The organism is Rhizobium subbaraonis, from assembly GCF_900220975.1.
Taxonomy (GTDB): Bacteria; Pseudomonadota; Alphaproteobacteria; order Rhizobiales; family Rhizobiaceae; genus Mycoplana; species Mycoplana subbaraonis.
Map to the genome: position 1 here is coordinate 68407 of NZ_OBQD01000017.1, position 19842 is coordinate 88248.

At 62.4% G+C, this 19842-nt stretch carries 17 protein-coding genes and 1 tRNA gene; 12 read left to right on the plus strand and 6 right to left on the minus strand.

Annotated features, from left to right (window positions below):
* Nucleotides 1-10 precede the first annotated feature (10 nt).
* The 6 genes from CRO48_RS23140 to CRO48_RS23165 all read left to right on the plus strand — a co-directional run bounded on the left by CRO48_RS23140 (nt 11) and on the right by CRO48_RS23165 (nt 6704).
* Nucleotides 11-1678: a ribonuclease J gene (locus CRO48_RS23140; RefSeq protein ID WP_097142133.1), complete on the plus strand. Its 1668-nt coding sequence runs from the start codon at nt 11-13 to the stop codon at nt 1676-1678.
* Nucleotides 1679-1724: 46 nt separating this feature from the next.
* A complete protein-coding gene (gene mce, locus CRO48_RS23145) occupies nt 1725-2129 on the plus strand; it encodes a methylmalonyl-CoA epimerase (protein WP_097142134.1) in 405 nt (134 codons plus the stop codon).
* 192 nt (nt 2130-2321) lie between these two features.
* Nucleotides 2322-2591 (plus strand): DUF1467 family protein, encoded by a 270-nt coding sequence (locus CRO48_RS23150; RefSeq protein WP_097142135.1) that lies wholly within the window; start codon nt 2322-2324, stop codon nt 2589-2591.
* Nucleotides 2592-3155: 564 nt separating this feature from the next.
* A complete protein-coding gene (proS, locus tag CRO48_RS23155) occupies nt 3156-4481 on the plus strand; it encodes a proline--tRNA ligase (RefSeq protein WP_097142136.1) in 1326 nt (441 codons plus the stop codon).
* A gap of 215 nt (nt 4482-4696) precedes the next feature.
* On the plus strand, nt 4697-6004 hold the full coding sequence (locus CRO48_RS23160; protein ID WP_097142207.1) for a lipoprotein-releasing ABC transporter permease subunit: 1308 nt from the start codon (nt 4697-4699) through the stop codon (nt 6002-6004).
* A gap of 13 nt (nt 6005-6017) precedes the next feature.
* Nucleotides 6018-6704: an ABC transporter ATP-binding protein gene (locus CRO48_RS23165; RefSeq protein WP_097142137.1), complete on the plus strand. Its 687-nt coding sequence runs from the start codon at nt 6018-6020 to the stop codon at nt 6702-6704.
* 151 nt (nt 6705-6855) lie between these two features.
* Here the strand turns inward: CRO48_RS23165 and CRO48_RS23170 are convergent, their stop codons facing one another.
* Nucleotides 6856-7440, minus strand: a complete 585-nt coding sequence (locus CRO48_RS23170; protein WP_097142138.1) for an FG-GAP repeat protein — start codon at nt 7438-7440, stop codon at nt 6856-6858.
* Nucleotides 7441-7826: 386 nt separating this feature from the next.
* Between CRO48_RS23170 and dnaE the strand changes: the two genes are divergently transcribed.
* Nucleotides 7827-11327, plus strand: coding sequence for a DNA polymerase III subunit alpha (gene dnaE / locus CRO48_RS23175; RefSeq protein WP_097142208.1), 3501 nt, complete (start codon nt 7827-7829; stop codon nt 11325-11327).
* Between the two features lie 246 nt (nt 11328-11573).
* Here dnaE and CRO48_RS23180 read toward each other — a convergent pair whose 3' ends face one another.
* Nucleotides 11574-11966: a PRC-barrel domain-containing protein gene (locus CRO48_RS23180; protein ID WP_097142139.1), complete on the minus strand. Its 393-nt coding sequence runs from the start codon at nt 11964-11966 to the stop codon at nt 11574-11576.
* An 84-nt stretch (nt 11967-12050) separates the two neighbouring features.
* Entirely contained in the window at nt 12051-12308 is a 258-nt protein-coding gene (locus CRO48_RS23185; protein ID WP_097142140.1) for a hypothetical protein, read from the minus strand.
* A 255-nt stretch (nt 12309-12563) separates the two neighbouring features.
* Between CRO48_RS23185 and CRO48_RS23190 the strand changes: the two genes are divergently transcribed.
* Nucleotides 12564-12648, plus strand: a tRNA-Leu gene (locus tag CRO48_RS23190).
* A gap of 75 nt (nt 12649-12723) precedes the next feature.
* Here CRO48_RS23190 and CRO48_RS23195 read toward each other — a convergent pair.
* Entirely contained in the window at nt 12724-13308 is a 585-nt protein-coding gene (locus tag CRO48_RS23195) for a hypothetical protein (RefSeq protein ID WP_097142141.1), read from the minus strand.
* Nucleotides 13309-13390: 82 nt separating this feature from the next.
* Entirely contained in the window at nt 13391-14848 is a 1458-nt protein-coding gene (locus CRO48_RS23200) for a TrkH family potassium uptake protein (RefSeq protein WP_097142142.1), read from the minus strand.
* Nucleotides 14849-14965: 117 nt separating this feature from the next.
* On the opposite strand from CRO48_RS23200, the gene ilvA reads away from it, so the two are divergent.
* The 3 genes from ilvA (at nt 14966) to CRO48_RS23215 (ending at nt 18093) form a co-directional block, all read left to right on the plus strand.
* Nucleotides 14966-16213, plus strand: coding sequence for a threonine ammonia-lyase (gene ilvA, locus CRO48_RS23205; protein WP_097142143.1), 1248 nt, complete (start codon nt 14966-14968; stop codon nt 16211-16213).
* A gap of 156 nt (nt 16214-16369) precedes the next feature.
* On the plus strand, nt 16370-16684 hold the full coding sequence (locus CRO48_RS23210; RefSeq protein ID WP_097142144.1) for an HlyU family transcriptional regulator: 315 nt from the start codon (nt 16370-16372) through the stop codon (nt 16682-16684).
* Between the two features lie 119 nt (nt 16685-16803).
* Nucleotides 16804-18093, plus strand: coding sequence for a GGDEF domain-containing protein (locus CRO48_RS23215; RefSeq protein WP_097142145.1), 1290 nt, complete (start codon nt 16804-16806; stop codon nt 18091-18093).
* Here the strand turns inward: CRO48_RS23215 and CRO48_RS23220 are convergent.
* The gene (locus tag CRO48_RS23220) at nt 18055-18516 is read right to left on the minus strand and encodes an Lrp/AsnC family transcriptional regulator (protein ID WP_097142209.1); all 462 of its coding nucleotides are present in this window, start codon (nt 18514-18516) and stop codon (nt 18055-18057) included. The two genes, CRO48_RS23215 and CRO48_RS23220, sit on opposite strands and share 39 nt — an antisense overlap.
* Nucleotides 18517-18686: 170 nt before the next feature.
* Between CRO48_RS23220 and ald the strand changes: the two genes are divergently transcribed.
* A complete protein-coding gene (gene ald, locus CRO48_RS23225; protein WP_097142146.1) occupies nt 18687-19805 on the plus strand; it encodes an alanine dehydrogenase in 1119 nt (372 codons plus the stop codon).
* Nucleotides 19806-19842 lie beyond the last annotated feature (37 nt).

Here is a 19842-nt window from a genome sequence, read left to right on the forward strand (position 1 = left end):
TTTGCAGAATATGGCGAACCAAGAAGACCTGGTGTTCCTGCCGCTCGGCGGGGTTGGCGAGATCGGTATGAATCTCGCACTCTACGGATACGGCACACCGGGCAATCGCAAGTGGATCATGGTCGACTGCGGCGTGACGTTCCCCGGGCCCGACCTGCCGGGCGTGGATCTCGTGCTGCCCGACATCCGTTTCCTCGCCGAAGAGCGCAAGAACCTCAAGGGCATCATCATCACCCATGCCCATGAGGATCACTACGGCGCCCTGAATGATCTGTGGCCGGGGTTGAACGTGCCGGTCTATGCCTCACCGTTCACGGCCGGCATGCTGGAAGCCAAGCGCGATTTCGAGCGCAGCCGCACCGAGATTCCGGTGACGATCTTCAAGCAGGGAGACCGCATCAATGTCGGTCCGTTCGAAATCGAAGGCATCGGCGTCAACCATTCCATTCCCGAGCCGATGTCGCTGGCGATCAAGACGCCGCTCGGCACGGTGATCCACACCGGTGACTGGAAGATCGACCTGCACCCATCGCTCGGACCGCTGACAGACGAGACGCGGTTCCGCAAGCTGGGGGACGAGGGCGTTCTGGCGCTCGTCTGCGACAGCACCAACGCCCTGCGCGATGGCGTCTCCCCGTCCGAGGAGGAGGTGAGCGAGAGCCTGGCGAAGATCATCGAAAGTTCGGAAGGGCGCGTGGGCATCACGACCTTCTCGTCGAATGTCGGCCGTATTCGTTCCATCGCCAAGGCGGCGGAGACGGCGGGACGCGAGGTGCTGCTGCTCGGCAGTTCGATGAAGCGAGTGACAGCGGTGGCGCGCGACATCGGCCTGATGGAAGGCATAAAGCCGTTCATCGACGAAGACGAGTTCGGCTACATTCCGCGCGACAAGGTCGTCGTCATCCTGACCGGAAGCCAGGGCGAGCCGCGTGCAGCACTCGCCAAGATCGCCCGCGACGAGATGCGCAACGTGGCGTTTACCGCCGGCGACACGATCATCTTCTCCTCGCGCGCCATTCCCGGCAACGAGAAGGCGATCAACGACATCAAGAACGGCCTCGTCGACCAGGGTATCCACGTCATCACCGACGGCGAGGCGCTGGTGCACGTCTCCGGCCATCCGCGCCGCAGCGAACTGCAGCAGATGTACGCCTGGACCCGGCCGAAGATCGTGGTGCCGGTCCATGGCGAGGCGGCCCATCTGGTGGCGCATGCGGAGCTTGCCGAGCAGTCTGGCATCGGCGTGGTGCCGCGTGTTCGCGACGGGCAGATGCTGCGGCTGGCGCCGGGCGTTCCGGAGGTGCTCGAGGAAGTTTCGTTCGGCCGCATCTTCAAGGACGGAAACCTGATCGGCGACTATGAGGAAATGGGTATCGGCGACCGCCGCAAGCTCTCCTTCGTCGGGCACGTTGCCGTGAACGTCGTGCTCGATGCCCGCTACGACTTTCGGGGCGACCCGGAGATCGTTCCCTTCGGGCTGCCGCAGTTCGACGACGAGGGCGAAGACATGGGCGACACGCTCTATGATGCGGTCCTTGGCGCCGTCGAGAGCATTCCGCGGGCGCGCCGCAAGGATCTGGACACGATCCGGGAAGCGGTTCGCCGCGCCGTGCGAGCGATGGCGAATGAAATTTGGGGCAAGAAGCCGGTCGTGACGGTGTTTGTAACCCGCGCGTAAAGTGCGTACCGGAACGCGTCATGAGTTTGTCTTTGGGAGGACAGGCGTGCTTGGACGAGTAAATCATATCGCGATCGCCGTGCCGGATCTGGCCGCGGCGGTCGCTTCGTACCGGGACGTGCTAGGCGCACGGGTGACCGAGCCGCAGGCGCTGCCTCAGCATGGCGTGACCGTTGTCTTCGTCGAGTTGCCGAACACCAAGGTCGAGCTGCTGGAGCCGCTGGGTGACGCCTCGCCGATTGCTGCCTTCCTGCAGAAGGCGCCAGGCGGCGGCATGCACCATGTCTGCTACGAGGTGGACGACATTCTGGCTGCGCGCGATCGGCTTGCCGCCGGCGGCGCGCGCGTGCTTGGCGACGGCAATCCAAAGATCGGCGCCCACGGCAAGCCCGTCCTGTTCCTGCATCCGAAGGATTTCTTCGGTACGCTGATCGAGCTGGAAGAAGTGTGACAGCTGGCCGCTGCCATCGGGTTTGAATTCCTCCGCAGTCGGGGTTAAAGGTGGCAGGTGGCCGAGCCGCGCATTTTCATCAACGCCGGAAATGCTCTGGCGAGAGGCCAGGTCTTGTATCAATACGCTTGGCGGCAGGCGTTCGGTTCCGTGGAGCCGCGCCGCCCGGTCAGCGCCTGACGGGATAGGCTCATGCCTCTGTTTTCACTCTTCGCCGTGTACTTCATCATCTGGTGGGTGACCCTTTTTGCCGTGCTGCCGTTCGGTTTGCGGACCCAGGCCGAGGAAAACGACGTGGTGCCGGGCACGGTCGAGAGCGCGCCGGCGCGTTTCCGGGGCTGGCGGGTGGTGCTGATTACCACAGTCGCTGCCGCCTTGATTCACCTCGGCTGGTATGTGCTGTCGGTCAGGTTGGGCTATGGCATCGACGCCATTCCGCAGCTCTATCCGAAGTTCGATTGAGCGACCGCCCGCGGGCCTGGATACGTTCATATTTTCGTATTGTTTCGGCATTGTTTCACGCATGTGCGCGTTTGCCGCAGGCTGGTGTCATCCAGCCGTCATGATGACAGTGTAGGCACAGCATCGTTCATAAAGCCAAAAAAAAACAAGGCCAGAAGCCTTGTTTTTAAAGTATCGCGTGATCTTTATCCGTCGCCGGTGGCAGCGTCTGCGCGCGCCAAAGATCTGATCCTCCCAAGACTTGACCGCGAAATTGGCAAGAATTTATACTCCTTGCCTGTTTTGTGGCCTGAAACTAGCCCAAAGGTTGGGCGTTGTCATCTGATTTTTTGCATAATTGTTACAGTCACGGAAAATTTTTCCGTTGACTTCGAAATTGAAATTTCCGTTATTACCGCCCCCGTTTTCCGTGATGAACCGGTCCGGCGGTTCCCGCGGCCGATTTGGCGAGGGGCCTGCGCACGCGGGTTCACTTCGCCTCGCGAAGCGTTTATGAACGCACGAATTCAACGTCATTTCGCCCGATTCCATCACTAGGCGAATAGTGTCAATTTGGAACCCGCCATGCGCCTTTCCCGCTTTTTCATGCCCATCCTCAAGGAAAATCCCAAGGAGGCGGAAATCGTCTCGCATCGCCTGATGCTGCGCACGGGCATGATCAAGCAGCAGTCAGCCGGCATTTACACGTGGCTGCCGCTGGGCAAGCGCGTGCTCGACAAGGTGAACGCGATTATCCGCGAGGAGCAGAACCGCTCCGGCGCCATCGAACTGCTGATGCCGACGCTTCAGTCGGCCGAACTCTGGCAGGAGAGCGGGCGCTACGACGCCTATGGCAAGGAGATGCTGCGCATCAAGGATCGCCAGGACCGTGCCATGCTCTATGGCCCGACCAACGAGGAGATGATCACGGACGTGTTCCGCTCCTACGTCAAGTCCTACAAGGACCTGCCGCTGAACCTCTATCACATCCAGCTGAAGTTCCGCGACGAGATCCGTCCGCGCTTCGGCACCATGCGTTCGCGCGAGTTCCTGATGAAGGACGCCTATTCCTTCGATCTGACGCGCGAAGGGGCGGAGCACGCCTATAACCGCATGTTCGCAGCCTATCTGCGCACCTTCACGCGCCTCGGCCTGCGGGCAATCCCCATGCGCGCCGATACCGGCCCGATCGGCGGCAATCTCAGCCACGAATTCATCATCCTGGCGGATACGGGCGAGTCGGAAGTCTTCTGCCACAAGGACTTCCTGGGTTTCGATATTCCCGGCATAGAAACCGATTTCGAGGACGTAGCCGGCCTGAAGACGATCTTCGAGAAATGGACGTCGCGCTATGCGGCGACCTCGGAAATGCACGACGAGGCCGCATTTGCCGCGATTCCCGAGGGCGAGCGCCTCTCCGCACGCGGTATCGAGGTGGGGCACATCTTCTATTTCGGTACCAAGTACTCCGAGGCGATGGGTGCCAAGGTGCAGGGTCCGGACGGCAAGGAGCATGCCGTGCACATGGGCTCCTACGGCATCGGTCCGACGCGGCTCGTGCCGGCGATCATCGAGGCCTCTCATGACGAGAACGGCATCATCTGGCCGCGTTCTGTGGCGCCCTTCGAGGTTGTCATCATCAACATGAAGGCCGGGGATGCGGCGTGCGACACCGCTAGCGAACAGATCTATGCAGCGCTCGGCAAGGCTGGCATCGACGTGCTGCTTGACGACAAGGACGAGCGCGCCGGAACCAAGTTCGCCACCGCCGACCTGATCGGAGCCCCGTTCCAGGTCATCGTCGGGCCGCGCTCGGTTGCAGCCGGCGAAGTCGAGGTGAAGGATCGCAAGACAGGCGAGCGCGAGACGCTGACCATCGAGGCTGCGATCGCCCGCCTCGTGGCCGCCTGATTTCGATCCGCTGGGATCGATTTTCGACAGGCTTTGTGCGCAGACTTCTCCTGCATGATTCCCCTGCCGGCCCGGCGCCGTGCAAAGGGATCGTGCAGGATCTGAACATTCGGCTTTCGCGCGTCGCAGACGATGCGCGGAGCGCATGGCTGGAGTGGGGCATGGTTCGCGGCCGCAGGTCGCCGATACGCCCCGGCAAGACGACCGGAGGCATCATGGCAGAAACGACCGGCGAGGGCAGCGCGGCCAAGGCGAAGGCGGCGCCCGCAAGTCGTCCGTTCTCCGGTTTCGAGCGGATGGTTGCCTGGCGCTACCTGCGATCGCGGCGCAAGGAAGCGTTCATCTCCGTGATCGCCGGCTTTTCCTTCATCGGGATCATGCTGGGCGTGGCCACGCTGATCATCGTCATGGCCGTGATGAACGGTTTCCGCACAGAACTGATTTCGCGCATCCTCGGCATCAACGGCCACATGATCGTCCAGCCGATCGACGGTCCCCTGAACAATTACGCCGAACTGGCCGAAAAGTTTTCGCAGGTGCCGGGCGTCAGGCTGGCCATCCCGCTGGTCGAAGGCCAGACGCTCGCCTCCGGCAGGGATGGCGCCGGTACGGGGGCTTTGGTCCGCGGCATCCGCACGGACGACCTGACCAGGCTCAAGACCGTTTCCGACCACATAACCTCGGGCGATCTCACCGGCTTTGCCGCCGGTACCGGGGTTGCGATCGGCGCGCGGATGGCCGAGCAGCTCGGTATTTCCGCCGGCGACACGATTACGCTCGTCTCCCCGGAAGGAGACGTCACGCCGCTCGGTGTCAATCCGCGCGTGAAGAGCTACCCGGTATCGGCAATCTTCGAGATCGGCATGTCAGAGTATGACGCCTCGATCATCTACATGCCGCTCGAGGAGGCTCAGCTCTACTTCAATGCCGACGGACTGGTTCAGTCGATCGAGCTGTTTGTCGACAATCCCGACGCGGTCGACCAGTTGCGCCAGCCGATCGAGGCGGCAGCCGAGCGGCAGATCTACGTGACAGACTGGCGGCAGCGCAACCGAACCTTCTTCTCGGCGCTGGAAGTCGAGCGCAACGTCATGTTCATGATCCTGACGCTGATCGTCCTCGTTGCCGCGCTCAACATCATCTCCGGCTTGATCATGCTGGTGAAGGACAAGGGCAGCGATATCGCCATCCTGCGCACGATGGGGGCGACGTCGGGCTCGATCATGCGCATCTTCTTCATGACGGGCGCTGCGATCGGGACCGTCGGCACCATTGCCGGCGTACTGCTCGGTGTTATCGTCTGCCTGAACGTCGAATCGATCCGGCAGTTCTTCTCCTGGCTGTCCGGACAGACCCTGTTCGATCCCGAGCTCTATTTCCTCAGCCAGCTCCCTGCCGACATGAACTTCGGCGAAACGATGTCGATCGTCATCATGGCGCTGCTGCTGTCGTTCCTGGCGACGATTTTCCCGGCTTGGCGGGCGTCAAAGCTCGATCCCGTACAGGCCCTGCGGTATGAATGAAACGGAACGATCGATGAATTCGCGCGTGGCGTTGCAACTGGCTGGCGTGGACCGGCACTATGGTCAGGGCGACAGGCTGCTGACGATCCTGAAGGGCGCCGATTTCTCCCTGCGGAGCGGAGAGATCGTGGCGCTGGTGGCACCGTCGGGCACGGGCAAGTCGACGCTTTTGCATATTGCCGGCCTGCTGGAAAAGCCCGACGGCGGCGACGTTATCGTCAATGGGCACTCCTGTGCGCAGCTCGGCGACGAGGAGCGGACGGCCATTCGCCGTAACGAGATCGGCTTCGTCTACCAGTTCCATCATCTCCTGCCGGAGTTTTCGGCGCTGGAGAACATCATGATGCCGCAGCTCATCGGCGGCCTGCCTCGCTCCGAGGCGCGGGAGCGGGCAAAGCAGTTGCTTGACTACATGCGCATCGGCCACCGTGCGGACCACCGGCCATCGGAGCTTTCCGGCGGCGAGCAGCAGCGCGTGGCGATCGCCCGCGCCGTCGCCAACGCGCCGATCGTGCTGCTCGCCGACGAGCCGACCGGCAATCTCGATCCGGAGACGGCGGGTTATGTCTTTGAGGCGCTGCAGGCGCTCGTGCGCCAGTCCGGCCTGGCAGCGTTGATCGCGACGCACAACTTGGAGCTCGCGGGGCGCATGGATCGCAAGGTCACGATCGAGGACGGAAAGGTCCGCGAACTTCGCTGACGGTGATTGCGGTCGCCACACGCCGGCATGCTCAGGTGTCCCGTCGACCGCAACTGGAGTCTAGCGGATACAGCGACGGGCGTTTGCCTCGCTGTGGACGGCAGTATCTCGCACACGCGGCATCCGCAGACAGCCCCCTCGACCGGGGCGGTTATTGCGCGGAGAAGCCGCAGGCCTTCTGGCCGATCTCATCGCTCCACGCCTCGAACGTCACCGTTTCGGCCCTTGCCGTCACCGGCTTGCCGTTGGCCATCCCCTTGCCGGTCAGCACGTTGAGATCGCATTGCGAGGTGTTGTTGGGATCGAGGGTATCGTAGGACGAATAGGTGTAGCCGGCGACGACGAACTGGCCGTTGCGATAGGCGATCGCCAGGCTCTGTTCCCAGCGGTCGCGCCCGACCGCGCTGTTCTGCGACGTCAGCTTGATCGAACCATTCGCAAGCGCTGCGACAGCTGGTTCCTGGCCGAACAGAGTCAGGTTTCCCCACACCTTGTTCGGCGCGGCGACCTTCAGCTGCAGCCGGGCTTCCGAGGGCTCGGCGAGGTAGATGTAGACCCCGTTGTCGTCGCTGCCCTCCGACGGCCTTGCGATCACCACCAGATCCGGGCTTCCATCCTTGTTCCAGTCCCCCATGGCTGCGGCAAAGATGCGCTCGGCGAGAAAGTCCTGCGCGGACGCGGCAACAGCGAGACCGGAAAACAGAAGGCTCGGTGCAAGCAGCCGTAGGGTTCTCATGAAGGTTGATCCTTAAAAGTTGTCGACCGCGACCATATGCATTCCGCCCAACAGCGTCCAGAGGTGGCCGAGCGCCGTTGCGGCCGGGGCGGGCCAGCAATTTTCAGTTTAGTGGTTGACGCATGAACAAAAATAGAACAAAATAAAAACATAAACAGATTGGAGCCGTCAAATGACCGAATTCATGCGTGATCTTGCCGCCTTTGCGTCCATTGCATTGTTCATTGCGAGCTTCTCGGTTCTCGCGCTAGGCCTTTGACGGCCTGCTGGCCCTGGCGTGCCTGGGATTGGGGCAGCCGGGGATAAGGCACCCGTCCAGAACCTTTGACTGGACATTGGCTGCCAGAATCCGCTTATCGTGGTCGCTCTGAAAAGGAGTGGTGAAGATGGCGGATGCTGCGGCGGTGACGGTTGGCGGAGAAGCGGCGGGGCAGGGCGTGCAATTCGTTCATCTGCGCGTCCACTCGGCCTTCTCGCTGCTTGAGGGTGCGCTGCCGATCAAGAAGATACTGGGTAAGGCGGTCAGCGACAGTCAGCCGGCGATCGCCATTACCGACACGAACAATCTCTTCGCAGCACTTGAGTTTTCACAGAAGGCGGTCTCGGACGGGATCCAGCCGCTGATCGGATGCCAGCTTTCGATTGACATGGAAGACAGCGGCGAGGGCGAGCGCCGCAACGGCGCACAAGCGCTCGCAAAGCTCCCTTCACTCGTGTTGCTGGCGGCGACCGATGCCGGCTATGCGCGGCTGGTCGACCTCGTCAGTCGCGCCTATCTGGATGGCGAAGGGGGCGGGCATTCCGTCCATATCTGCCGTTCCTGGCTGGAGGAGGGAGCCGAGGGGCTCATCGCGCTGACGGGCGCGTCCACCGGCCCGGTGGACATGGCGTTTGCCGCGGGCCAGCCGGCGATGGCCGAAGCACGGCTTCTGGAGCTGAAGCGGTTCTTCGGCGACCGGCTCTACATAGAATTGCAGCGTCACGCCAACTACGACCGCCGGCACGAGCGGCAGATGATCGAGCTCGCTTATGCGCATGACGTGCCGCTGGTTGCGACCAACGAACCGTTCTTTCCCGCGCCCGACGACTACGAGGCGCACGACGCGCTGATGGCGGTGGCGCACAATGCCATGGTTTCCGACGACAACCGCTTCCGCCTGTCGCCGGACCACTACCTGAAGAGCCGCTCGGCTATGGCGGCGTTGTTCGCCGATCTTCCCGAGGCGCTGGACAACACGGTGGAGATCGCCAAGCGTTGCTCCTTCGTGCTCAAGACCCGCGCCCCCATCCTGCCGCGCTTCACCGGTGCAACCGATGATGCGGAGGAGGCGGAGCGCGCCGAGGCTGCGGAACTGCGCCGACAGGCCGTCGAGGGGCTGGAGGGAAGGTTGGCGCAGCTCGGCTTGTCCCCGGGCTACAGCGAGGCGGATTATCGCGAGCGGCTCGACTTCGAGCTTGGCGTCATCGAGCGCATGAAGTTTCCGGGTTACTTCCTGATCGTTGCGGACTTCATCAAGTGGGCCAAGCAGCAGAACATTCCCGTCGGCCCCGGCCGCGGCTCGGGTGCCGGTTCGCTCGTCGCCTACGCGCTGACGATCACCGATGTCGATCCGCTCCGCTTCTCGCTGCTGTTCGAACGCTTCCTCAATCCGGAACGTGTCTCGATGCCGGACTTCGACATCGACTTCTGCCAGGACCGCCGCGAAGAGGTGATCCGCTACGTCCAGCGCAAGTACGGCCGCGAACAGGTGGCGCAGATCATCACCTTCGGTTCGCTGCAGGCACGTGCGGCGCTGCGCGACGTCGGGCGCGTGCTGGAAATGCCCTACGGCCAGGTCGACAAGATCTGCAAGCTCGTGCCGAACAACCCGGCCAACCCGACGCCGCTGTCGAAGGCGATCGAGGAGGAGCCGAAGCTGCAGGAAGAGGCGGAGAAGGAGCCGGTTGTCGCCCGCCTGCTCGACATCGCCCAGAAGATCGAGGGCCTCTATCGCCACGCCTCGACGCACGCAGCCGGCATCGTGATCGGCGACCGGCCGCTGTCGAAGCTCGTGCCGATGTACCGTGATCCGCGCTCCGACATGCCCGTCACCCAGTTCAACATGAAGTGGGTGGAGCAGGCCGGGCTGGTGAAGTTCGACTTCCTCGGTCTGAAGACGCTGACGGTGCTGAAGACCGCCGTCGATTTCGCCCGCAAGCGCGGCATCGAGATCGATCTGGCGGGCCTGCCGCTCGATGACAGCCTGACCTACGAGATGCTGTCGCGCGGCGAGACGGTCGGCGTGTTCCAGGTGGAAAGTGCCGGTATGCGCAAGGCTCTGATCGGCATGCGCCCGGACTGCATCGAGGACATCATCGCGCTGGTGGCGCTCTATCGCCCGGGCCCGATGGAGAACATTCCGGTCTACAATGCCCGCAAGCACGGCGACGAGGAGATTGAATCGATCCATCCGATGATCGATCACCTGCTGAAGGAGACGCAGGGCGTCATCGTCTACCAGGAGCAGGTGATGCAGATCGCCCAGGTGCTCTCCGGCTATTCGCTCGGCGAGGCCGACCTTCTGCGCCGCGCCATGGGCAAGAAGATCAAGGAGGAGATGGACAAGCAGCGCGCCCGCTTTGTCGAAGGTGCGGTGAAGAACGGCGTTTCCAAGCCGCAGTCCGACCTGATCTTCGATCTGCTGGCCAAGTTCGCCAACTACGGCTTCAACAAGAGCCATGCTGCGGCCTATGCGATCGTCTCCTACCAGACGGCCTATCTGAAGGCGCATTATCCGGTCGAGTTCCTGGCCGCGTCGATGACCTACGATATGTCGAACACCGACAAGCTGAACGACTTCCGCCAGGATGCGGCCCGTCTCGGCATCAAGGTCTTTCCGCCGTCGATCCAGACCTCCTATGCGCATTTCGAGACCGGAGAGGGCTGCATCTATTATGCGCTGGCCGCGATCAAGGGCGTGGGCGAAGCGGCCGTGCACCATATCGTCGAGGTGCGCGGCGACAGGCCGTTCGAGAGCCTCGAGGATTTCTGCCTCCGGATCGACCCCAAGCTGGTCAATCGGCGGATTTTCGAAAGCCTCATCTGCGCCGGTGCATTTGATTGCTTCGGCCATGATCGCGCTGCCCTGATTGCCGGCATGGACCGGCTGCTCGGCTATGCCCAGCGCGCGCAGGAAAACAAGACGAGCGGCCAGAGCGACATGTTCGGGGCAGGGGCAGCAACCGGCCCGGAGGTGATCTCGTTCCCCTCCTATGCGCCATGGCTCGCCTCGGAGAAGCTGCATCGGGAATTTCAGGTGCTGGGCTTCTACCTGTCCGCCCATCCGCTCGACACCTACAGCCCTATACTGGCAAAGATGCGCGTGCAGAATTTCGCCGACTTCGCCGTCTCGGTAAAGCAGGGCGCCACGGCCGGCCGCCTGGCCGGCACGGTCACGTCGAAGCAGGAACGCAAGACCCGCACCGGCAACAAGATGGGCATCGTCGCCTTCTCCGATGCATCCGGCCAGTTCGAGGCAGTGCTGTTTTCGGAAATGCTGCACCAATACCGCGACCTGCTCGAGCCGGGCAAGTCGCTGGTCATGACGGTGCAGGCAGAAGAGCGCCCGGAGGGCATCGGGCTGCGAATCCAGACGCTGAGGTCGCTGGAGGAGGAGGCCCTGCAGCAGCAGAAGGCGCTGCGCGTGTTCCTGCGCGATTCCGGCCCCTTGCGCTCGATCGCCGCGCATCTGAACGCTAGGGGCGACGGCCTCGTTTCCTTCATCGTGATCAAGGACAACGGCGAACGCGAGATCGAAGTCGAACTCAACGAGCGCTACCGTATCTCGCCCGAGATCGCCGCCGCGCTCCGTTCTGCCCCCGGCGTGGTAGACGTGGAACTCGTCTGACGCTCCCCTTTATCCGGCCTTGGCGGGGGTGGGCCAACCGTTATCCGGCCGCTTGCGGCGGGATGCGGCGCGCTCGCGGCCGCGTTCAATCGGTTGCGCTGCGCATCCCTTGGTGACGCATGGATAGCCATATTGCGGGTGTTTCGGGACTGACAGGCAGCAGGCCGGTCAATTTTGAGATCAGCCTCCTGCCAGTCCTCGGTTCGTTTGAAGGCTCAGCGCCCCGATACGGGCGCGCCTCTGGGATCAGCGCTCGAAGCGTCCCTCGTACTTGAATTCGGGCGCCTTTTCGAGCTGATCCTTGGTTGTGTTCATCATTGCCGTCCACTTCTTGTCGTTTTCCAGATAGGTGATTTTCACGGCGGCCGGAGTGACCATGACGAAGTGTTCGCCCATGCCGAGAAAACCGCCCACCGAAACGACGTAGCCGGCAAGCTGCCCTTCAGAGATGACGATATCCTTGATCTCGCCGATCGCTTCGTCTGCCTCGTTGGTGATGTTCAGCCCGACAAGATTGTAGCTGAGCACATCTGTCGGCTGGACGGTGACGAACGTTTCGGTTTTGGTGACCTCGGCCGTTTGGGCGTAGGCCGCTCCTGCGATCATCATCGTGGCAAGTGCGGTTGTAATGAAGCGCATCGTGAATCCTCCGGCATTGATACGGCAAGAAGAACGTCGCGTGGTAGACAATGTTCCCGCGACGGCCCCTGCCTGCAGCCGCTGCTATGCTCTCCGCTTGAACGACGGCAGAAGCGCTGCCTTGATGAACGTTCCGTCGCGCTGTCCCTGGGAGTAGAGCCGGATGATGGCCACTCCCAGCGATTCTGCGGCTTGGCTGTCGATGGGGAAGGTGCATTCCTGGAGGCAGTCGTCGAAGATGTGCTGCATCCGGTTCAGGTCGTCAGGGCTGAACACCTTCGAGTTGGAACCGCATGGAAAGACCGGATAGCCGGCGGCGTCGTAGTAGAAAGATGTAGACACGAGTTTCCTCCCTCTGGGGGGCGCGGAAGCTGCCATCTCCCTGTCGCTCCTGCCCTTTATGTGGAAGCGATGAGGCAAGTGTGCGCCTTCTATGTCCGATGCGTCTATTAATTTTGACACTGGCATCAGGCATTCGCCGGTGGCGCGCGCGTTGCGCAGTTGGAACGCCGTCCTGCCATTTCGCTCAAGGCCCTCATTTCGCCGCTGAAAACATGGCCTTGATTTTTGGGCGCAAGTTGTTGAGAACACGGGCAGGCGGACGTGGCGAAACTGGTAGACGCAAGAGACTTAAAATCTCTCGGAGTGATCCGTACGGGTTCGATCCCCGTCGTCCGCACCACGTTGCCATATATCTCACCGGTAAATCCGGATGACCGGGTATTACTGGATGAACGCGGGTCTGAGCCGCGGCGTTCTAGGGTACGATCGAGAATTTCTGGTCCGAAAGCGCGACTGCACCGCTGATCGCGTCGCGGAACCGATAGCGCAGCACGTACTCGCCGGCCGGTGGCCCTTCGACGCTGAGCGTCAGCTTGGCAAAGACCTCCTGGTTGCGCACGAAGCCGCGGAATGTGAACGACCCGAAGGCCTTTTGCTCGGCCAGCGTATCGCCCTTGTCGTTTAGAAGCTCGAGATCGACGGTGAATTGCGCCTCGACCTTGCCGCCGTCGATGGGGCGCCAGCTCAGGCCCACGGGTTCTACATAGGAAATCAGTGATTCGCCGGGCTTGTAGACCGCGTTCGGCCGCGGCGTGTACATGCCGTAACCCTCGGGCGGATCGGCGACGAAGGTCGCCTTGCCGATCGAGAAGGGCAGTGTGGAGGAAAAGGTGCCGAAGGCTTCCCGCAAGGCGTCGTGCGCGCCGACCGGGTCGCCCGACGTCGCCAGTTGCTCCGCCTTCGTGGCGGCGTCGACCAGCATGCCGGCGGCGGCGGGAAAGGCCCAGAGGCCGAGCATTGCGGCAAGCGTTAGTGCGGATGCAGACGGCATTGCGGGCATGCGGCCTCCCTCGGATCGTCCACGAAAGATGCGCAGATGCTTAGGGCCAGTCAAGAAAGTGTTTGAGCCGCGCCCAGTGACCTCAGCTTTTCCAGAAGAGCGGTGTCAGGATGACGAGGACGGTCAGCACTTCCAGGCGCCCCAGCAGCATCAGGAAGGACAGGAGATAGAGCGCCGGATCGCTCATCTCGGCAAACGTGCCACTCGGCCCAATCGAAGGCGTAACACCCGGCCCGACGTTGGAAAGGGCTGTCGCGGCGGCGGATATCGATGTCAGCGCGTCGTAACCCAGAAGCCCGAGGACGACGCTGCCGGCAACGCAGATCATCATGTAGCTGATGAAGAACAGAAACACGTTGCGCTGCACGTCGACGTCTACGGTGATGGGGCCGTAGCGCACCGCGTGGATCCCGCTCGGATAGATGAGGCGGTAAAGGCCCGATCGGACGAAGTTGAACAGGATGATGATGCGGTAGGCCTTGATTCCGCCGGCCGTCGAGCCCGAGCACCCGCCCATGAACGTGGCAATGAAGGCGAGAATGACGATGAAATGGCCCCATTGGGTATAGTCGTCGCTGGCAAACCCGGTCGTCGAGAGGATGGAGGTCACGGTGAAGAAGGCATGGGCCAGCGCCTCGTGAAACGGCACGCCGTTCTCCAGCCGCTGGTAGAGGCTGGCTGCGATCGCAAAGAGCGCGACATAGGCGAGAAAGACGATGATCTGCGGATCTTTCAGCGTATCCAGCCGTCCGCGCACCAGAAACAGGATGAGCACAGAGAACGGCAGGCTGCTGAGCGTCATGAAGAACGAGGCCGCCCACAGCAGTGGCAGGCTGTTCTTATAGTAGCCGAAGGAGGCGTCGTGGGTCGAAAACCCGCCGGTCGCCACGGTGGACATCGCATGATTGAGCGCATCGAAGCGGGTCATGCCGAGCGCGTTGTAGGTTATTGCGCCGAAGAGCGTCAGCAGCACGTATATGAGAAGAAAGGCGCGGGTGTAGACAGCCATGCGCGCAAACGGCTTGTCGCTGGTGTCGGACGATTCGAGCTTGAAGAACGACAGGCCGCCGACGCGCAGGTACGGCATGATGAACAGGCCGAGCGCCAGGATACCGATACCGCCGAGCCAGTGCAGCAGGGATCGCCACATCAGGATGCCGGGTGGCGCGTTGTCCAGGCCGACGATGACCGTCGAGCCGGTCGTGGTCACGGCGGAGACCGCTTCGAAGAAGGCTTCGGCGAAGTCCATGTTCAGCGAAGACATCCAGAACGGGACGGCGCCGAGCAGGCAGCAGACGAGCCAGAGCAAATTGACGACGAGAAAGCCCATTTTCTTGGTGTAGGGCGGAGGACCGGCGCGCGTCGCCATGGCGGTTGCCGCCGAAAGCCCGCCCATCAGGAAGGCCGAAATGCCGAAGATTTCCCAGTCGGGGCTGCCGTAATAGAGATCGACTGCCATCGGCAGCAGCATCGATAGCGAAAGGTACAGACCGCAGGTGGCCGCGATGTTGATGGCGGAGCGATAGATCGTGGCGTTCAAATGCGTCTCGTTCTGGCTTGGCCGCTGCCATGTCCCTGTTTCGAAAGACGGGTGGCCTCCGCTTCTTCGATATGCAATAGCGATAGCCGCAATCAAACTCAAGGACGACGGCTTGTCATGAAACAGGATGTCGAGCGTGCAACCGACGCGTTGCGCACGCTTTTCCCCGAAACCCCTCTGCAACTGAACGAGCATCTGAGCGTCCGCTACGGCGCCCAGGTCTATCTCAAGCGCGAGGATCTCTCCCCGGTCCGCTCCTACAAGATTCGCGGCGCCTTCAACTTCTTCCGCAAGATCATTGCGCAGAAGGGGACCGGGAACAGCTTCGTCTGCGCCTCGGCCGGCAACCACGCCCAGGGCTTCGCCTTCGTCTGCCGACATTTCGGCGTCCAGGGAACGGTCTTCATGCCAGTGACGACGCCGCAGCAGAAGATCGACAAGACGCGCATCTTCGGCGGCGAATTCGTAAAGATCCGTCTGGTCGGCGACATCTTCGACCAGTGCTACCGCGCAGCGCAGGACCATGCGCGCGATAGCGGGGCGATCATGGTGCCGCCGTTCGACCACGCGGACATCATCGAAGGGCAGGCGACGGTCGCAGCCGAGGTCGCCGCGCAACTGGGAAGCGGCGTTCGTCCCGACCTGGTGGTGCTTCCAGTTGGCGGTGGCGGGCTGGCTGCCGGCGTCACCGGCTATCTCGAAGGGGACGTTCCGGACGACGCCTTCCTGTTCTGCGAGCCGGAAGGCGCGCCGAGCCTCCGCCGCAGCCTGGAGGCGGGCGAGGTGATCACGCTCGACCAGGTGGACAACTTCGTCGACGGTGCCGCCGTCGGCCGAATCGGCGACCTGAATTTCGATCGTCTCCGGAAGTTTCGGCCGGAGCAGGCCATGCTCCTGTCGGAAAACGCGATCTGCGTCACGATCATCGACATGCTGAACGTCGAGGGCGTGGTACTGGAGCCGGCGGGTGCGCTTTCGATCACGGCGCTGGAGGCGATGGGACGCGAGAAACTGCAGGGCAAGACCGTCGTGGCGGTCGTCTCCGGCGGCAATTTCGACTTCGAGCGCCTTCCCGACGTGAAGGAACGGGCCATGCGGCACCGTGGCCTGAAGAAATACTTCATCCTGCGCATGGCGCAGCGCCCGGGCGCGCTGCGTGACTTCCTCAACCTGCTGGGGCCTGAGGACGATATCTCCCGTTTCGAATACCTGAAGAAATCGGCGCGTAATTTCGGCTCTATCCTGATCGGGATCGAGACCAAGGCGCCAGAAAACTTCGACGTGCTGAAGGCGGCCTTCGACCGGGTGGGTCTGCGCTATCAGGACATTACCGAAAACGAGATCCTGTCCAATCTGATCATCTGACGCTCCTCGAGGCCAATCGGAGAGGCACGCGCGCAGGAGACACGCTGGAGGGTACGCTGCCTTGGCCGAGCCGAGGCCGCCGCCCGGCTCTCCTCAAAGACGGGCCGTTCGTTCGGCAACCGTTGACACGATGCCATGCTGTGTTACCACTCCGCCATGGCATCGTTCTTTTCCAAGCTTTTCGGTCTTTCCGGCAAATCCGATTCTCCGGCGGCGACGCCTGAGGAGCGCGAGATCTACAACGACCTTGTCCTCATCGCCGCGCCGATGAAGGAGGGGTCGCAGTTTCGCCTGGCGGGCCGTATCGAGAAGTACGATGGGGATGTCGTGCTCGTGCGCAGCTTCATTCGCGCCGACCTCTTCACGAGCCGGGACGATGCGGTCGCCACCGCCTTCCGCAAGGCCAGGCAGATCGTTGACCAGAATGGGCCGCTGCTCTTCTCCGACGGCGAACAGTCCCGATCCGTTTGACGAAGCGGTTTGTACGCTGCGTGTGTGCAGGCTCTGATCTTGTTCAATTCTTAGATGTTCCTTGATATGCCTCGGGACGGCGGCGTTGAGCGCTTCGGACGATTTCTGCAGGCAAGTGCATGGAAACAAAGAATCTCATCCTGTTTCTCGTGGAGGCGCTGGTCTATTTCGCCTTCATGGTCGGCCTGCTGCACCAACGCCATCGCATCGGGATAGGCGTTTTCATCACCGCACTTGGCGTGCTGCACTTTCTGGAAACCTACCTGGCAGCGGTCTTCTACGTCGAACTGCCGTTCGGCGTGCTCTCGCCGGGTTCCTCGGTCCTTTTCTCCGGCAAGCTGATGATGATCCTGCTCCTCTATATCAAGGAGGATGCGGCGACGGTCCGTGCGCCGATCTACGGCCTGCTGGCCGGCAATTTCATGACCGTCATTCTCGCCGGGATCCTGCAGTATCACGAGACGATCAGCGTCGTGCCCGGCCGCGTGGTGGATCTCACCTTCATCGACGAGATGGGCTGGCTGATGCTGTGGGGCACGACGCTGCTCTATGTCGATGCGCTGGCCATCATATTGATTTACGAGCGGCTGGGGCGGGGAAGACGGATGCCGATGGCGCTTCGCCTGTTCTTATCCGGGGCAGCGGTCCTCACCTTCGATCAGCTTGGCTTCTTCGCCGCGCTCAATCTGCTGAACGATGCCCCGATGTCCGTCCTGTGGGGCGGGTGGCTGGCGAAGATGATGGCGGCGGCGCTTTTCGCGGTGCTGACAACTGCCTACCTGAGCTTTGCCCGCCTTGCCGTCCTTCCCGCTTCGTCGCGCCCGATCGCAGACATCTTCAACGACCTGACCTTCCGCGAACGCTATGAGGACCTTCTGGACCGGTCCGGCCACGATGCGCTGACCGGCGTGCTCGACCGCAGCCGCCTGGAATTCGAGGGCCCGCGCCTTCTTCAGGCCGCAAATGCGGCGGGTGCTGTGACGAGCCTGATGATTGTCGATGCCGATCACTTCAAGGCGGTGAACGATGCCTTCGGCCATCTTGCCGGTGACCGGGTGCTCAAGGAGGCGGCTGCGACGTTGCAGGACGGTCTGCGCGCCGGCGACCGCGTCTACCGCTTCGGCGGCGAGGAATTTGTCATCCTGTGCGAGGGGCTTTCGCACGAGGGCGCGCTTGCACGCGCCGAACAGATCCGCCGCGCCGTGGCCGAACACATCGTTCTGCCGGACGGTATGCCGGTGACGGTCAGTATCGGCGTGGCCAGCACCGATCACGATGGCGGCACGCTGAACGGCCTTTTGTCGGCGGCCGATCAGCGCCTTTACGCCGCCAAGCACCGCGGCCGCGACCGGGTCGTCGGTTGGGAACCGTCAGACGCCGACATTCGGCCTGTCGATGATTTCACGTAAGGCAAAGCTCGAATTGATCTTCACCACATGGGGCAGGGCGGAAAGCCAGTCGCGGTGGATGCGCTCGTAGTCGGCGAGATCCTTTGCCGCCACCCGCAGGATGTAGTCGTATTCGCCCGACATCAGGTAGCAGACCAGCACGTTCGGACAGAGCTTCACCGCCGCCTCGAACTCCGCCAGCGTCTTGGCGAACTGCCCCGACAGCGAAATGTGCACGATCGCGATCATCCGGTAGTCCAGCGCCTTTTGTGAAAGGTGCGCGTGGTAGCCGCTGATAACGCCGGACTTCTCCAGGATATCGAGCCGGCGGGAGCAGGCGGAAGGAGAAAGCCCGACACGCTCGGCCAGTTCCGCATTGGAGATGCGCCCGTTCTGCTGCAAGATGCGCAGCATTGCAGCATCTATCGAATCCAGTGCACTCAATGCAATATCCTTCGAAAATTGATGGATGTCGAGCAAGGATACGCGAAAATCGCTTCGTATTCCAACCGTCTTCGCAAGGACATTGCGCGGGACTTCTGATCCAATTCTGATCGACCCGCGGGGAGTGGCGGGCATTTCAGATTGGCAAATCAGATGAGAGAGGAACGCGCATGCGTGTCGGTTGCCCGAAGGAAATCAAGAACCACGAGTACCGTGTCGGCCTGACGCCCGGCTCGGTGCGCGAATACGTGGCGCACGGCCATGAGGTGATCGTCGAGACGAAGGCCGGCGCCGGCATCGGCGCGGACGACGATGCCTACCGCGCTGCCGGCGCAAGGATCGTCCCCAGCGCGAAGGACATTTTCGAAAAGGCCGACATGGTCGTAAAGGTCAAGGAGCCGCAGCCCGCCGAATGGGCGCAGCTTCGCGACGGACAGATTCTCTACACCTATCTTCATCTTGCGCCTGATCCCGAACAGACCGAGGGCCTGCTGGCGTCCGGCGTGACCGCGATCGCCTACGAGACCGTCACGGACGAGCGCGGCGGCCTGCCGCTGCTAGCGCCGATGTCGGAGGTCGCAGGCCGGCTTTCCATCCAGGCCGGGGCGACGGCGCTGCAGAAGGCCAATGGCGGCCGCGGCATCCTGCTCGGCGGCGTTCCGGGTGTTCCACCGGCAAAGGTCGCGGTGATCGGTGGCGGCGTAGTCGGCCTGCATGCGGCCAGGATGGCGGCCGGGCTTGGTGCCGACGTCGCAATCCTCGATCGCTCGATCCCGCGCCTGCGACAGTTGGACGACATCTTCAACGGCCGCGTCCATACGCGCTATTCGACGATCGACGCGCTGGAGGAGGAAGTTTTCGCCGCCGACCTCGTCATCGGTGCCGTTCTCATCCCCGGTGCTGCGGCACCGAAGCTCGTCACCCGCGAAATGCTGTCGGGCATGAAGAGGGGCTCGGTGATCGTGGACGTGGCCATTGACCAGGGCGGCTGCTTCGAAACCTCGCATGCGACCACCCATTCCGATCCTACCTACGAGGTCGACGGGGTTATCCACTATTGCGTCGCGAACATGCCGGGCGCGGTGCCGATTACCTCGGCCCAGGCGCTGAACAACGCGACCCTGCACTATGGCCTGCAACTGGCCGACAAGGGGCTCAAAGCGATTGCGGAGGACCGTCACCTGCGCGCCGGGCTCAACGTCCACCGTGGCCGCATCACCAACAAGGCGGTCGCAGACGCGCTGGGCTACGAGATGGTATCCCCGGAAGCGGTGCTGAACGTCGCCTGACCAGCCCGGTTAGAGGCGTTGTCAAATACCCCGGGGG